This is a genomic window from Microcoleus sp. S36a_B3, assembly GCF_036700745.1.
Classification (GTDB): Bacteria; Cyanobacteriota; Cyanobacteriia; order Cyanobacteriales; family Microcoleaceae; genus Microcoleus.
Genome location: NZ_JAUBPN010000017.1, coordinates 47,345 through 63,044 on the forward strand (window position 1 = coordinate 47,345; position 15,700 = coordinate 63,044).

Below are 15,700 nucleotides of genomic sequence, written 5' to 3' on the forward strand. Positions count from 1 at the left end.
GAGGGGAAGGTGCGGGAGATATACTAGGTATTTGCTCTCCCATGCCTTATGGCAATGGGATTTTCGATTTGACGATCGGACTTAAATTGCGATCGCCTCTAAACTAAAACCAGAGGTCAGTAGATTTTAGATTGTAGATTTACTCCACAGATGAATCTGGGAGTTGGAACTCTTGTCTAAAATTTCTATCTCTCCACGACGGTCGTAAGTGGCACGATATCCGTTGTTGGGTGGGTAAAATCTGTGTGAGAATGTATTACCAGAAGGTCACGGTTGCGATCTTCGGGTCGTATTTCCCAGCCAGCGTATAAGTTCCGGCGCGATCGGCAGCACTTAAAAGAAGCAATTCCCAAAATGCCTCTGTCGTGAGCCAGCAACAAATTTTACCTTAAGAGCGGATTGTTCGAGCACAGGCTTGCAGAACATTTCTCCCTAACTTGACGAGAATCAAAAAAAGCTCAGACTCAATGTTAGACGACAAATCGCTGCTTTCGGCGTAAGATGAGTTTACCGTAAACTGTTGCTCAAAAGGCTACCCGTAATTTATCCCACGCCACTCGGAGTGGGTTTGTCTGTCGGGTTTTCTTTCACGTAGTCCAACTTCTACTACCTCAACCGCGCCTGCATGGGTTTTTGGAAAAACTTATTTAGTAGTCCTGAGTCTGCCTCTGTATCCCAAACAGCGGAATTTGAGGAAGATGTGGCCGTCGGGTTAGGCGATCCGCTTTCCCCAACATTTCGCAAACCCGCCAGTGGCAATGCTCGCATCTTTTTCAGTTGCGATCGGGACATCGATCTCTACGAACTCGAAGAACTTTGTAATGCAGTGGGTTGGTCTCGCCGTCCCCTGCGTAAAGTCAAAAAAGCTATTCAGCACAGCTTCCTAGTCGTCTCTATGTGGGAGATGCGTGGCAACCAGCGACGGCTGGTGGGTTTCGCCAGAGCGACTTCAGACCATGCTTTTAATGCCACGCTTTGGGATGTGGTAGTTCATCCTGACTACCAGGGTAAAGGCATGGGCAAAGCGCTGATGCAATACATCATTAAAAAACTCCGCAGTGAAGATATCAGCAACATTACTTTATTTGCTGACCCTCAAGTGGTGGATTTTTACCGAAATTTGGGCTTTATGTCCGATCCGGAGGGGATTAAAGGTATGTTTTGGTATCCAGATTAGCCAGTCAGGTGCAAATCGGCGTTGATTTTTTGAGAGCAAAGTCCAGCATTCAATATCGACGCTGCTAACACCTCCTCGCCCCCTGCGCTGCGGTAAGTCGATTCGGGTATTGGAGATTTGCTTGCTGCTGGGTGAATCACCAAAGCAGGAACTTTAGTCTCAAATTTTTACCTGTTCGCGAGAACCCTGCGGGAAACTGTATCCGTGTTTGGGCGGGGTCATTTACGCTCCAGATGTTTCGCAGCATGGCTGCTTTGAAGTGGTGCAACTATTGTCACATAGCAAAAACTGAAGGTAACTTCGGCCCAGCACCCAAAGCTAAAATAAAAAAAAGCTTGACAAACTGAGGGTGTTGTGTGTTAATAGTTAAAGGATAGCTAACTATCACAACGGGATGTAGCGCAGCTTGGTAGCGCGCCTGCTTTGGGAGCAGGATGTCGCAGGTTCAAATCCTGTCATCCCGATCGCACAATGTTAAATAATAGATAGATTGAAACAGAAACAGTCTCTGAGTTTTACATTTAGTCAAAATGTAAAAAGATTGAGGCAGTTTTTGCCGATCGTGTCAAGGTGTCAGTCTTTGCGTTAATGTGTTTCAGAACTGCTCCTGGTGGAAAAACATGAAATCATTAGTTCGTTTCGGCGCAATATTGGGAATTGTCGGCTGCGCTCTGCTCGGGCCGCAGCCAATGGGTAAGATGTCTGCACTGGCAATTCCCGAACCACAAATTTTGGAAAAATTGCGATCGGTGCCGGTATTTACAATTACAGATGCTCAAGGTGCGCCCCTGATCGCTTCTGTACCCAAACAAGGTCAAGGTCAAACTGGCAATGCTTCGGTGGCGGGAATTTTTATCAGCCAGAAAGATGCTCAAGCTTTTGTCGATCAGCTCAAAACCAGAAATCCTCAGTTGGCTGCATCGGTGCGCGTGATGCCGGTGTCGCTGGGGGAAATTTATCAAATCACTCAAGCCAATAAAGGCAAGCCGGATCAGGTGCAGTTTGCTTTTGTGCCGGCTCCGCAGCAGGTGCAGTCGGCTAAAACTGTACTTCAGCAGACTGGGCAACAAGTTAACGAATTCAACGGTGTACCTCTGTTTTTGGCCAGAGGGGGCGCGGAAAATGGTTATTTGACGATTCAACGGGGCCAGCAAGAGGTGATTCCTTTATTTTTTAATAAGGAAGAATTGCTGGGAATGGTGGAGCGTTTTAAGCAGCAGCAACCCAACATAACGACCTCGATTAAGATTGAGGTTGTGAACTTGGAAAGCGTTTTGGAAGCTCTGCGTACTGAAAACGACCAGTTTTTGACCCAAATGATTTTGGTGCCGTCGCGGGAGTCGCTGGAATTTGTGCGATCGCTCCAACCCGCCGGTGCTGGCCAAAATCCACAGGTGGCCCCAGCCTCTCCGGCTCCAGCCTCTCCGGCTCCAGCTCGACCGACTCGCTAACTGTTAGTCATTGGTCAGTAGTCATTAGTCAGTAGTCATTAGTCAGTAGTCATTAGTTACAGACAGAATTTACGCAAGAAGTGGTTTTAGGCACTACTGATAATAGTGGTAAGGTGCGGTGTGAATCGAACCCTACATAATTAGGTTTTGCATTCAGGACTGAGTTAGTAGGTTGGACTGCTCGACTCAACCTACTATTTACCAATTCCAAATGACTAATGACTAATGACTAATAACTATAGCCTTGCAAGCGAAAGATGAGGTACTATGCGGCATACGGCATAGGGCATAGGGCTATCCTCACTTTTTTGATAACCGCCATAATAACCAACAACAAATAACAAATAGCCAATCGCAAATAACTAACAACCAACAACAAATAACCAACAACCAATAACCAACAACCAACAACCAATAACCAACAACCAATAACAAATAACAAATAACAAATGACTAATTCTCAATTACTAAAAAATCTGATATTTGTTTCTGGTTTAGAGTTGTGGCAGTGGGTGAATCAAGCTAAGACGGAGGCGATCGCCTGTGACATTCCCAACTCAGAACTCGACTGGCTGCTGCAAGAGCTGGCAGGTTTGGATAAATTGGCTCTGCGTTTGGAGTCGTTTAAAGATTTGCCAAAAATTGAATTAAAGTTGTCTTTACCTGAACTCGATCTATTGTGGGAGCAGCGCTTGCAGGAACGGGTGCCTGTGCAGTATTTGACGGGAGTCGCACATTGGCGGAATTTTTCGCTGAAAGTAACGCCGGCGGTGCTAATTCCTCGTCCTGAAACGGAATTGCTGATCGATTTGGCTGTGGATGCTGTTAAAAGTTGTTCAATCGATCCAAAATCCCATTGGGTGGATTTGGGTACGGGTAGCGGGGCGATCGCGATCGGTCTAGCTTCGGAGTTGACAAATGCTACAGTTTATGCAGTAGATTGCAGTTCGGAAGCTTTGGCAGTGGCTCGACAAAATGCTGAAAATTTGGGTTTTGGCTCGCGAGTTAATTTTTATCAAGGTTTGTGGTGGGAACCCCTAGAATTTCTGAAGGGCAAAGTTAGCGGCATGGTGTCTAACCCGCCTTACATTCCCAGCAGCACCGTGCTGACTCTGCAACCGGAAGTTTTGAAGCACGAACCTCACCTAGCCTTAGACGGCGGTTTTGATGGCTTAGATTGCATCCGGCATTTGGTAGAAACGGCTCCCGATTATTTAGAATCTGGGGGAGTTTGGTTGGTGGAGATGATGGCGGGACAAGCTGAGCAAATAGCACAGATGCTGCAAAGTCACGGGAGTTATGGTCAAGTTCAGATATTTTCTGATTTAGCGGGAATCGATCGGTTTGCTCTAGCCTATCGTCTTTAGGGAACAAGCCCAGGAAAGATAGAATTGCTAGACTCTGCTTGCTGGATTTTGAGATATAGTTGGCGTAAAAACTGCGATCGCGCTCAGTCAGAGGTATCACGGTGAGGCTGCAATACCAGTTTACTTTCAAAGAATATTTAGAAGCGAGTAGAATTTCCACGAAATTAGTGCCTTTCTCGAAATTCGAGTTGTGGACTCGGGCTGTAGTTATTGCGGCGGGAGGAATTGCCTATATTCTGGTAGGTTTAAATCCCCTATGGGGTTATTTCATTATCGGTTTTAGCATCTGCTATATCCCTCTGGTGAAGTTCGTAGAGCGGCGTAATATCATGTCGCGCGATCTGGGTTTATTTTGGCCTGTAATTTTCTTACAGATTAGACTTTGGTTCAAACCTGGAATTCCAGCGTCCTATTTTTTTCCTTGGTTTTTAATGTGGACAATTGGCCAACTGCTTTATTGGATATTTGAATTTTTTGGCATCTTTCACCTCCGTAGTTGGATACAGAAAACTAATATTTGGCACGACTTGGTTACTCTCCAAGTGACTGAATCTGGACTGGAGTTGGAAACTGCTAAAGTTAGTCTCAAACTCAAGTGGCAATTTTACTCGCATTTTTCAGAAACCGAAAATTTGTTCATTATCTATTTTTCCGACTCCCAGCATTTTTTCCCAAAACGTGCCTTTAAACCAGAGCAGCGTCAAGCGTTGAGAGAATTTCTATGCAGCAAGATTGTTCCAGTTCTTAATAGTTAGATAGAAAGTAATGAAGTTAGACTTTCAACTTAATTCTAGCGATCGCAACGAAGTTATTGGGGTGGATTTAAAAAAATACTCAAATTCGGAAGAATCGAGAAAGCGCTCCATTCATAAGTGGGTATTTCTAACAGGGTTGTTTTTTCTTGTCCTGGGAATAGTTTGTCAAGAGAAGGGCTTTTTAGTGGTGGGCATTTCTTTGGTGGTCATGCCTGTTTTGTGCAAAATTTTTGTAAAAACAAGCACAACAGACATAGATATAGAATATAGAGAATATATAGATAGAGAGAAGCCCGTAACAGGCGTAGAGATAAAGGCGCCAATTCTCAAGAATTCGACGAACGAGGGAGAAACTATGACTGTGGAAGTGATAGAAGAACGGCTGATAGTTAATACTCCTACTTGGCAAGAAACTTTTAAATGGGAAGCTTTTACACTTTTTGTCGAAACTAGCAGTTTATTCATGATTTATCCGATGCCGTCTCTCTATCCTGTGTCAAATATGCAGTGTATTATAGTTCCCAAGCGTGCATTCAGCGGTGAAGAGCAATTGTGCGATTTCCGTAAATTGTTGGAAAATAATATGGAGAAAAGCCACTAAAATTTTTTAAAGAAAATGGCGGCGCAATTTTACCCTCTAAAATCTACCCTCTAAAATCGGATGACTCAAGTTTCGATCGACTCCTTGATTCAAGGGGCAATTTCAGGAGATTATATTGTCAGTTTTCCTACTGATACTGTACCCGCTTTGGCGGCGCGGCCCGATCGCGCGGAGTTGATTTTTGCAGCTAAACAGCGCAGTCAAGACAAGCCGCTGATTTTGATGGCAGCATCGCCCCAAGCTTTGTGGCCCTACGTGCAGGGGAGTCCGGCAGAATTAACATTGTGGCAGCAAGTGGCCCAATCCTATTGGCCTGGGGCGCTAACTTTGGTGCTGCCGGCTTCGCCACTGGTGCCACGGGCGATGAATGCGATCGATCGCACTACAATCGGAGTACGAGTGCCTAATTTTCGCCTCGCCCTCAAGATTTTAGAGCAGACAGGCCCTTTGGCTACTACCAGTGCTAATCTATCCGGCCAAGCGCCTCGGTCGTCGGTGGCAGAAATAGAAGCGCAGTTTCCCGAAGTCTTGACATTAGTTGCTGCTGAATTAACAACAGCAACAACAGCTTCGAGTTTGCCTTCGACTGTGGCGAAATGGACTGGTGGTGATTGGGAAATCTTGCGACAGGGCGCGATCGAGCTAAAATGCTAAAAGCTAAACTCCTAGGCAAAGCAATATGGCGCCGATCGGCTGGAGCGACTTGATATATTTAGGTATGGGATTAGGACTGGGTTGGGGAAGCAGTTTGATTTGGCGCGGGCGACAAAAAAGCTCGCAACAGCCAGAACCTGTGTCCCCTATGCCGCCAACTCCTCAAGAAATTAACTTAGAGAAGTTTGATGCCTTGGCTGAGCAACTGAAGCAAACTCAATTGGCTTATCAGATGGCATCGGAGATGAGTCTATTTAAGGGGGGCTTTTTGGCTCGAACTTCTCACGAGTTGCGATCGCCCCTGAGCACTATGATTGGTACGCTGCAATTAATTCTGTCGGATTTGTGCGACGATCCTGCAGAGGAACGAGAGTTTGTCGAACAAGCTCACGTTGCAGCACTCAAGCTGGTGAAATTGATAGATGAAATTATCTCTGTTGCTAAAACTGAACACGGCACTGACACGATGGATATTGAGCCGATTCAGTTAGCTAAGGTGTTTGATGAAGTTGATGATTTAACTTACTTGCAAGCTGCTAATCGCAGCATTCGTTTGGAGATATTGCCGCCCGATCCGGGGATTTATGTATTGGCAGATTTGCCCAGGTTTCGGCAAGTTTTAATTAATTTGGTAGATACTGCTATTGCTCAGATGGATGAGGGGAGTATTTCTGTTTCGGCCCATTGTTCGCCGGAATCTGGATGCGTTCATATTTGGGTGGACGATCAGCGTTCAATTAGTGCTTGGAGCGAGTCTTGGGATTTGCTAAAACACGATTTGGTGTCGGATGCTAATAACAACAGCGATAATTCTAAGGTGTCTTCTGGCATGAGGTTATTGATGAATCAGACTTTGTTAAGTTTGATGAATGGAAAGTTGGAGGTTCTAGCTGTGCCTTCTGAGTCTGAAGAGTCGAATTTTAATCGCACTCAGTGTTCTATTCCTTTGGCAACTTTGTGAAGAAGTCAGTAGTCAGTAGTCAGTAGTCATTAGTCATTAGTCATTAGTCAGTAGTCAGTAGTCAGTAGTCATTAGTCATTAGTCATTAGTCATCAGGAAGAAGGAAACGGATTGTGTAATGGATTTAATGGAGGGAGGGAAGAGGTAAATTATTTGTAAATAGTATGGTGTGCATTGCACGCCATACTATTTAGAGATTTTGGTGTAACTTTTGTGCTTGTTTAACAATTAGAAATTAGCAATTCGCCCTTGCCAATTTCTAATTCGATATTCTCGTCTAAAAGCTGATTTTCAAGTACCATTGTGGTGCTGGCGTTGGGCTGAAAACCGATGCGCTCGTAGAAGCTTTGTTTGTAGGTTGTCATCAAGTAAACTCGCTCTACTCGGCACATCCGAGGATGACTCAAGACGGTTTGGACTAATTTGCGGCCTAGTCCTGCACCTTGGTAATCTGGGTGAATGGCGACATCCCAGATGGTGGCTCGATAGATGCCGTCGGATGTGGCTCTAGCAAAGCCGATCGCCCGCGAGGAATCCCAAACTGTTACCACTGGTTCGCTATTGGCGATCGCAATTTCCCAATCTTCTATCTTGCGTTCCCTCGCCCAAAAGGCGGCTGCTTTAAATAGTTCTTGGATTTGTACGATGTCCGCGCGATCGCGCTCTATGCAAAATTGAATGTGACTGGAATCCCTACTGGTTGATGTCATGCTCAATGTGCCTTTAAGTTTTATCTAAACTCTGTTACTTTTACTGCCTTAACCGGTATAGTTGATTTTGTTGGGGAACTATCGACAATTAAATTCCCGATTTACAAAACTATTGTTATTCATACATATTGTCTAACTAATTTCGGTGATTATTAATACTATTTTGTGTAAATCTTGTGAAAAAAGTCGGACGGCGGTTGAAACCGCTGCTTCTCAAGCAAAGTCTGCCTCTGCGGACTGAAGAAGATGAGCGCATAATTTTTACCTCGTTTTCTTCAACCCGCTTAGCATGGGTTTGGTTTGACGCTGAGGCGGTTTCAACCGCCCGTTATTCCGACTCCAAACGTATTGGGGCATTAGGTAGGGCTCAGTTTTGCAGCCAGCGGGCCGCATCTTTGGCGTGATAAGTCAAGATCAAATCAGCACCAGCACGCTTAAATCCTGTCAAGGTTTCCATCACTACTCTTTCTTCATCAATCCAACCGTTAAGGGCGGCGGCTTTCACCATCGCATATTCTCCAGAAACGTTGTAAGCCGCAACTGGTAGGTTGGTTGCTTCCTTAACGCGCCAGATGATGTCCATGTATGCTAAAGCCGGTTTAACCATCAGCATATCCGCGCCTTCGGCAATGTCGAGAGCAATTTCTTTGAGAGCTTCGCTGCCGTTTCCGGGATCCATTTGGTAGGTGCGCCGATCGCCAAATTGAGGAGCAGAATCCGCCGCATCCCGGAACGGGCCATAATAAGCTGAGGCATATTTTGCCGCGTAAGACATGATAGGAATATCTTCAAATCCCGCACTGTCCAATCCTTCACGAATTGCTCCGACAAAACCGTCCATCATTCCCGAAGGTGCAATAATATCTGCACCCGCCCTAGCTTGAGCAACGGCGGTTTTTTTGAGCAATTCTAGTGTGGGATCGTTCAAAACTCGGCCGCTTAAATCTCCGACTTCCAAATAGCCGCAGTGACCGTGACTGGTATATTCGCACAGACAAGTATCAACCATGACAATTAAATCGGGTACGGCGGCTTTCACTGCTGCGGTAGCTTGTTGGACGATGCCGCAGTCGTGCCAAGCACCAGTCGCATCTGTATCTTTGTCTGCGGGAATGCCGAATAAAATAATCGCGGGAATGCCGAGGTCGTAAACTTCTTTTGCTTCTTCTACGATTTTGTCTACCGATAGCTGGTAAACTCCGGGCATCGATGTAACTTCTTTGGCAACAGCTTGCCCCGGTACGGCAAATAGAGGGTAAATTAAATCGCTGGTTGTCAAGATATTTTCGCGTACCATCCGGCGGAGTTGGGGATGGTTGCGGAGGCGGCGGGGGCGGTGGGTTGGAAACATAATATTTTTTACGGTGGATAAAGTCCTGGTTTCTAGGACTGGGGGCATTTCTTTAAAAGTCTAAAGCTTATTGTTTGTCGATCGCCCTGAAACTACGTAAAGTTCTGTAAAATCCGCGTCCGTGGTTCGTAGTAAGGACTTTAGTGATCTATACTCTCTCTAGCCTTTGTCGTTCCCCGACAGAGTTCTAGCGATGGAGAGTTCGGCTAGTACGGATATCTCGCACCGTTCACCCCTACAACCGCGTTGCCCATCCGCAAGAATAGATTGTAAATTATAAATGTATCGAATAGTAACGGTGTTATGTACAAGCAACTAATTACAAAGATGATCAAACCGCTTTTGAAATCACTATTTGCGATCGGTCTGGTAGTGACGCTAGCCCTCAGTAACGCTGACGGAGCCCTGGCTGCTCGCAGCGGAGGACGTATGGGCGGCGGATCTTTTGGAGCGCCCGCGCGCAGTTATTCATCTCCCAGTCGCGCGCCGTCTGGAGGGGGTTACTACCCTGGCGGCTATGGTGGCGGATTTGGCGGTGGATTTGGTTTCCCGTTCTTGCTGCCGTTTTTTGGATTTGGCGGCGGATTTGGCGGCCTGTTCTCGATTTTGATTTTTATTTCGATCGCCAATTTCCTCGTGCAAAGCTTCCGCAGCGCCCGGGGTGGAACTGACGAACTCGGCAACAGCGTTTCTAGCACCACGGTATCTGTGGCCCGCTTGCAAGTGGGTTTGTTAGCAGAGGCCCGCAGTTTGCAAGCCGAACTCGACTCCCTAGCGCGCACAGCGGATACCGATACAGCAGTCGGTCGCGCTCAAGTGCTGCAAGAATCTACTCTGGCGATGCTGCGCCATCCTGAATACTGGGTTTACGCGGGCGCTGAATCTATGCAAACTCGCTTGGAAGCAGCCGAAGCTAAATTTAACCAGTTTTCTTTGGCAGAACGCAGTAAGTTTTCTGAAGAAACGCTCTCGAATTATAACAATCAGCTCCGGCAGGCAGGGAGCAGCAATATCTTGCCTGGTTTGCAGGAAAACGGCGCGCTGGTTACTTCCGATTTGAATTCCGCTCCCGGTGAATTTATTGTGGTGACGGTGATTGTCGGTACTCAAGGCAAATTGGAATTGCCCTCGGTGAAAAACTCTGAAGATTTGCGCCAAGCTTTGCGCCAGATTGGTGGAGTATCGAGCGAGCAGTTGCTGGCGGTTGAGGTGCTGTGGACTCCTCAAGCTAGCGGCGACACTCTCACTGCTGATGATATGTTGGCCGGCTATCCTGATTTGCGATTGATTTAGCGAGCCAAACGGGGCGCTGAGAATTGTTTCGGGCGCCCCATCCCCAAAGAAAGCTGTGGGGCGAACCCGATCGGTTGTCAGACAAGAAATTTGCAATCTGTTGTGAATGCCGATCGAGTTCAAAAAATTTATTCAACAAATGCTATTATTGAAAGATTAATTATTCAACGCGATGCCTCAGCGATTGGGAACGAAAATTTAATAACTTAAACATCTGCCACAATTTTTTCTATCCCGAGGCGCAGAGGTAAAGAAAGGCTCTTCATCCGGATCTGCATTACTGTCGCTCCGACTGGTAACGAGCAGACGAAAGATGATTATATAAAGAAGCGATCGGGAGCTAAATTTATGCCACACAGCAGCAGCAGAAAAAAAGCACTTTTTATTTTGAGCCAGTTAAATAATGATGATATTGACTGGATCATCCAAAAAGGTAAAAGGGAAGTTCTCGATGCGGGCGGGATTTTGATTTTTGAAGGGAGACAGATAGATGCGTTATATATTGTTTTGGAAGGGAGTTTGAGCGTTTCGATTGAGGCCCAAGAGACGAAAGAACTCGCTAGAATAGCTAGCGGTGAACTTGTGGGAGAAGTTTCTTTTATTGATGCTCGCCCTCCTTTGGCTACGGTAAAGGCGATCGAAAAAACTCACTTGCTGGCAATTCCCCGGCGGCAGTTAGTAGTCAAACTCGAACAAGATATGGGTTTTGCTTCCCGTTTTTATTATGGAATTTCGCTCTGTTTGGCAGACAGGATGCGCGGTACAATTAGACATATAGAATATGGGCGCAATATAGAAGAATTTGATCAACCAGAATTAGAGCGCGAGGATATCAATCCTAGCATTATGCAAAATTTAGCCCTAGCTCAGGCAAAGTTTAATTGGCTGAGGCAAAATGTTAGGGCTTGAGTAATTTTTAGGCATCGGGATATATGTCACAGCATTCTCAAGCAAAATAGGGCCCGGATTTTAGGGGAAAGGTCGATCGACCTTTCCCGTATCTAAAAAAATCCGCGCCCTTTCGAGTTGCTACCTCGCGCGCTGAGGTGCAACTATCAACCAGACAATCTAGATAATTCCTGGCCCTTTGTGACGGGTGTCTGCTTCTTCTGTCAGTTTTCCTTCCTCGCCTTTTTTATCTTTGATTTCCGCAAGAATTCGAGCGCGTTCTGCTGCTTCGGCTTCTTCTTTTGCTTTCAAATCGCCCGGTTCGTTGATGTACATTTCCGGTTCGATCGCGTAATTGTTAACCAGACCTTCTTGGTCTACTGTATAACCATCTGTAGTGTTAATGCTTTCGTTATCGGTTTGGTCGTCTGTTTTGGCGCTTTTCTGCTTTGCTTCGGTGGTTGCGTGCATGAAGTTAGCACCTTCGCGTTCTTGGCGCGCTGCTGTCTCAGCAGGAGTAATGCCCCTGTCGTAGTGGGGGGCTTCCATATTAGCTTCGATTTCTTTGTCGGTTGGTGTTGATTTGCTAATTTCACTCTCGGGCGGTGTTGGTTGGCGATTAGTCATGATTTTTTCCTGAGTTATCTTTTCAAAAAGGTCTTTCGCTTATAGTTTAATATTAAGCTTAAGCTAACTCATTAACAAACTATCTTTGGTTATAGTTTCCTCAAAATTGCTGTTATCTATAATACACTTATTCCGTCTTCCTCAAGACAGATTTAATGGTGTTTTTATTCAAAAATTTACACCGGGCGAGTATAGGGCATCTATCTAAAGATAGAGAATTAGTCATTAGTCATTGGTAATCGGGAATTCGTAATTGGAAATTGCGAAAATGACTAATGACTAATGACGTTCCCGATCGGGGACGTTCGGACATTGGACGTTCGCTCGGAGGGGAAAGCACTAATGACCAATGACTAATAACTAGCCTTCGGCTTCGCTCAGGCTAAAATGACCAATGACTAGCCTTCGGCTTCGCTCAGGCTAAAATGAATAATGACTAATGACTAATGACTACTGACTACTGACTAATGACTACTGACTTTTTTTATGCTTCTTTATAGAAGCGGATGATTTCGCGGACGTGGTTGAGAAATTGTCCGTCGTCGGTAAGCTGGGCGATCGCACTTTCTGCATCTCTTGCCAGTTTAGTGTGTTCTGCCTGATTTTTCGCTTGCAAAGATTGTAGAGATGCCGATAAATTAGTTAATTCTCTTGTGGTAGCCTGTTGCTCCCGCTCTTGGACAGCTACCCACGAATTCGGATTATTTAAACTGAATTGATTGGATAAATCTTTAACTGTAGATTCTAAGCTTGCAAAGCGGCTGCGGAGTTCGACAATATCTTCGCGGGGGTACAAAAATTGGCTGCGGATAGTTCTCAGCCGCTGGGCTAAATATTGATAACCTCGGATAGCTGGACGCATTACAGTTAACAGCAGTGCAGCACCGGAACTGAGATAGCCCACAGCACTAATTCCAGTGGCGGCTAGGGCGTAAAGTACGATCGCGCTTCCGAGATGCAGGCCGATCGCCACAAAGAGCGATCGGCGAACTAATACATTAACGTATTTGACTTGTTCATGATCGACAGCAATATTTTTTTTAGTAGATTCAGCCGCTTGCGCTAAAACTTCTTTAGCTTCAAAATGGACATTCCAAGGAACAGTAACTATCAGCAACAGCCATTCAAAAATAGCAATGGCAATTACCCAATCAATAAAACTGCCGGCGGGGACGTGCAGCCATTGCAGAATGGCAAAAATCAACAATAAAAATAAGCCAGTACCCGCACCAAAACCTGCAAAACTGTACATAAAGAGAGCCTTTGTGAAATGTTATTTTGATTGTGAGTAGGTTGTTTTGATATGGAGCCAGAAACTGTGACAGTTAAGTAATCGTCCTATTAATCTCGGTTAATTAGTTATGAGTAACAGTGCTAGGCAAGGGTTGCAACCAACCTGACTTTTTCATCGAAATACTTGCTATATCTCAATCGTGGAATGTTATTTTGATTGTGGGTAGGTTTTTGGGGTGTGGAAGAATAAGCTGTGACAGTTGATAAAGCGTCCTATTGTTCAACCCAGTTTATTAGTGATTAGTAATATTCCAGGACACAAGAGTTTCCAGACACCTGGTTTGTTGAAAAAAAATACACGATCTTTCGCCGAGCAATAATAGTTAAATAAAACGGTTTGTCTGTGAGAATTGCCTAAGTTATAAATAATTATTCATTAGCGATTAGCGATCGGATAAAGTCAGATTTCCCCCAAGTCATACCATTTAAAATTTAAGATTTGAAATTAGTAATGACTGATTGTGTCTGGGTTTACAGCTTATCTACAGTGGCATTCTTTTTTGAACTGGTATAACTCACAGGGTTACGCTTGGGGAAGAACGCAGCAATGTCAAAACGCTCCTCTCTCCACTTTTCTTTTGCAGAGCTGCTCGATCGCCTGCGGCTGAGATAAACTGATTGAAAGGTCGATCGCCCGTGAAAGCAAATAAATTACCAGCTTGTCACCGAGAGGGTCATACCGCAAGCTGCAGCCACAGCAAAATAGCTAAAATTAACTCTACCGTATCCGATTTCCAATAACTGCACGCATACAATCTCAAATCAAAAGTCAGCAGGAAGGACAAACCGATGGCGAACTCAACTATTGGTCTAGAAAATAAACTTTACGATTATCTATTATCTATTTCCCTGCGGGAGCCAGATATTCTCGCTGCACTGCGAGAAGAAACTGCTAAGCATCCGATGGGTATGATGCAAATAGCTCCCGAACAAGGTCAGTTTATGGAGATGCTGGTGCAGCTTATGGGAGCGACAAAAACCTTAGAAGTTGGCGTTTTTACTGGTTATAGCTCCCTGTGCGTAGCCTTAGCCCTGCCTCCTAACGGTCAAATTATTGCCTGCGACATCAGCGAGGAATATACTTCTATAGCGCGACGCTATTGGGAAGCGGCGGGTGTCGCAAACAAAATTTCCTTGCAATTGGGGCCGGCAATCAATACTCTCGACAAACTAATAGCCGAGGGACAAGCCGGAACCTTTGATTTTGCATTTATAGACGCAGATAAAGAAAATTATGAGGCTTATTTTGAGCGATCGCTCCAACTTGTACGCAATGGCGGTTTAATAGTAATTGACAACGTTCTGTGGTCGGGACGAGTTGCCGATCCTCAAGTACAAGACACAAGTACCCTCGCCCTTCGCAGTTTCAACGACAAATTGCGTAACGATCCGAGAGTTACTCTGAGTGTTGTCCCCATTGCTGACGGACTAACTTTAGCCCTGAAACGCCGCTGGGCGACTATGATGCAGCCGGAACATCAAAATTAAAGAGTTCTAGTTGCTGGGAACTTTATTAAGACCAAAGAAACCGGGTTTTTATCTGTATTCAAGGCTGCGATACAGTATTTTCGTGAAAAACCCGGTTTCTGCCTACCCCTGTATCTAGAACTATATTAATTACCGACGATCAATTACAATTAATCAAAATCCTCAACAAATATTATTAATTTAAAGTGACAAATGCTGGCATCAAATTTACAAATAAAATTACCGATTCACGAAACTTTTCAGTGCACTGTTCAAGGCGAAGGTTATTGGACAGGTACTTTAGTTGATTTTATTAGATTGGCAGGTTGTCCCGTGGGGTGTCCTTGGTGCGATACTGGCTACGGAAATGGTGGCAAAGGTTTGCCGTCGGTGCCGCAGTCGATCGCACAATTGCTAGCTCAATTGCAGTCTCCGAGAGTTGTCATTACTGGCGGCGAACCTTTCATTCACCAGAATTTACCGGAGTTAGTTGCAGCATTGTTACAAGCTGACAAACAGGTAAGTATCGAAACTTCTGGCGCCTATTGGCAAGATGTTTCGCCGCTGGCTTGGATTACTCTTTCTCCTAAAGAACACGTCAATCCTAAATATCCGGTAGAAGAGCATTTCTGGAAGAAAGCTAATGAAATTAAGTTGGTAGTTAGCACGGGCGAAGAAGTTGATTTTTACAAAAAATATTTTGTTGAGGATATGAATGTGCCTGTGTTTTTGCAGCCGGAATGGGAATCGCGCGATCGGGCGATTCCGATTATTTTGGAGTTACTAAAACAGCATCCGAGTTATAGGTTGTCTTTGCAAACTCACAAGTTTATTGGCGTGCAATAAACATCCTAAAATCCTGTAGGAGGCGGATTCACCAACTATCTATGATATCAAATTCTCTCTTCATCGAAATAGTAAATTAACTGTTAACAGTTGACAGTTGACAGTTGACAGTTAACATCATGAGGAGTGCAACCGGAATTGCTATGAAACCCACAAATAATCCCATCAACTCGCCCCATCCCCGCCATTGGTGACATCAACGTCTTAGATCGGGTATATCGGACACGATATTATTCAATTTTTTTAAGGATTGCAGATT

At 45.0% G+C, this 15,700-nt stretch carries 15 protein-coding genes and 1 tRNA gene; 12 read left to right on the plus strand and 4 right to left on the minus strand.

What is annotated here, in order from left to right:
* The first annotated feature begins 625 nt into the window (after window positions 1-625).
* The 8 genes from QUA01_RS18650 to QUA01_RS18685 all read left to right on the plus strand — a co-directional run bounded on the left by QUA01_RS18650 (window position 626) and on the right by QUA01_RS18685 (window position 6,966).
* Window positions 626-1,177: a GNAT family N-acetyltransferase gene (locus tag QUA01_RS18650; protein ID WP_333091809.1), complete on the plus strand. Its 552-nt coding sequence runs from the start codon at window positions 626-628 to the stop codon at window positions 1,175-1,177.
* A gap of 390 nt (window positions 1,178-1,567) precedes the next feature.
* A tRNA-Pro gene (locus tag QUA01_RS18655) sits at window positions 1,568-1,641 on the plus strand.
* A 156-nt stretch (window positions 1,642-1,797) separates the two neighbouring features.
* On the plus strand, window positions 1,798-2,628 hold the full coding sequence (locus tag QUA01_RS18660) for a Tic22 family protein (protein ID WP_333091808.1): 831 nt from the start codon (window positions 1,798-1,800) through the stop codon (window positions 2,626-2,628).
* Between the two features lie 449 nt (window positions 2,629-3,077).
* The gene (gene prmC, locus QUA01_RS18665; RefSeq protein ID WP_333091807.1) at window positions 3,078-3,995 is read left to right on the plus strand and encodes a peptide chain release factor N(5)-glutamine methyltransferase; all 918 of its coding nucleotides are present in this window, start codon (window positions 3,078-3,080) and stop codon (window positions 3,993-3,995) included.
* A 101-nt stretch (window positions 3,996-4,096) separates the two neighbouring features.
* On the plus strand, window positions 4,097-4,750 hold the full coding sequence (locus tag QUA01_RS18670; RefSeq protein ID WP_333091805.1) for a YcxB family protein: 654 nt from the start codon (window positions 4,097-4,099) through the stop codon (window positions 4,748-4,750).
* A 10-nt stretch (window positions 4,751-4,760) separates the two neighbouring features.
* Window positions 4,761-5,351 (plus strand): YcxB family protein, encoded by a 591-nt coding sequence (locus QUA01_RS18675; protein WP_333091804.1) that lies wholly within the window; start codon window positions 4,761-4,763, stop codon window positions 5,349-5,351.
* 60 nt (window positions 5,352-5,411) lie between these two features.
* Window positions 5,412-6,005: an L-threonylcarbamoyladenylate synthase gene (locus QUA01_RS18680; RefSeq protein WP_333091802.1), complete on the plus strand. Its 594-nt coding sequence runs from the start codon at window positions 5,412-5,414 to the stop codon at window positions 6,003-6,005.
* A 25-nt stretch (window positions 6,006-6,030) separates the two neighbouring features.
* Window positions 6,031-6,966: a sensor histidine kinase gene (locus QUA01_RS18685; protein ID WP_333091800.1), complete on the plus strand. Its 936-nt coding sequence runs from the start codon at window positions 6,031-6,033 to the stop codon at window positions 6,964-6,966.
* A gap of 221 nt (window positions 6,967-7,187) precedes the next feature.
* Here the strand turns inward: QUA01_RS18685 and QUA01_RS18690 are convergent, their stop codons facing one another.
* The gene (locus tag QUA01_RS18690; protein WP_333091799.1) at window positions 7,188-7,676 is read right to left on the minus strand and encodes a GNAT family N-acetyltransferase; all 489 of its coding nucleotides are present in this window, start codon (window positions 7,674-7,676) and stop codon (window positions 7,188-7,190) included.
* A gap of 367 nt (window positions 7,677-8,043) precedes the next feature.
* Complete coding sequence (gene hemB, locus QUA01_RS18695; RefSeq protein WP_333091797.1) at window positions 8,044-9,027, minus strand: porphobilinogen synthase; 984 nt, start codon at window positions 9,025-9,027, stop codon at window positions 8,044-8,046.
* Between the two features lie 303 nt (window positions 9,028-9,330).
* On the opposite strand from hemB, the gene QUA01_RS18700 reads away from it, so the two are divergent.
* A complete protein-coding gene (locus tag QUA01_RS18700; protein WP_194070635.1) occupies window positions 9,331-10,320 on the plus strand; it encodes a DUF1517 domain-containing protein in 990 nt (329 codons plus the stop codon).
* Between the two features lie 348 nt (window positions 10,321-10,668).
* Complete coding sequence (locus QUA01_RS18705) at window positions 10,669-11,229, plus strand: cyclic nucleotide-binding domain-containing protein (RefSeq protein WP_333091795.1); 561 nt, start codon at window positions 10,669-10,671, stop codon at window positions 11,227-11,229.
* Between the two features lie 159 nt (window positions 11,230-11,388).
* On the opposite strand, the gene QUA01_RS18710 is transcribed toward QUA01_RS18705, so the two are convergent.
* Together QUA01_RS18710 and QUA01_RS18715 are read right to left on the minus strand one after the other, a co-directional pair.
* Window positions 11,389-11,835, minus strand: a complete 447-nt coding sequence (locus QUA01_RS18710; RefSeq protein WP_194070633.1) for a hypothetical protein — start codon at window positions 11,833-11,835, stop codon at window positions 11,389-11,391.
* A gap of 484 nt (window positions 11,836-12,319) precedes the next feature.
* Window positions 12,320-13,087 (minus strand): hypothetical protein, encoded by a 768-nt coding sequence (locus tag QUA01_RS18715; protein ID WP_333091793.1) that lies wholly within the window; start codon window positions 13,085-13,087, stop codon window positions 12,320-12,322.
* 830 nt (window positions 13,088-13,917) lie between these two features.
* Between QUA01_RS18715 and QUA01_RS18720 the strand changes: the two genes are divergently transcribed.
* Entirely contained in the window at window positions 13,918-14,616 is a 699-nt protein-coding gene (locus tag QUA01_RS18720) for a class I SAM-dependent methyltransferase (protein WP_333091792.1), read from the plus strand.
* A gap of 192 nt (window positions 14,617-14,808) precedes the next feature.
* Window positions 14,809-15,441: a 7-carboxy-7-deazaguanine synthase QueE gene (locus QUA01_RS18725; RefSeq protein WP_333091790.1), complete on the plus strand. Its 633-nt coding sequence runs from the start codon at window positions 14,809-14,811 to the stop codon at window positions 15,439-15,441.
* Window positions 15,442-15,700: the final 259 nt, after the last annotated feature.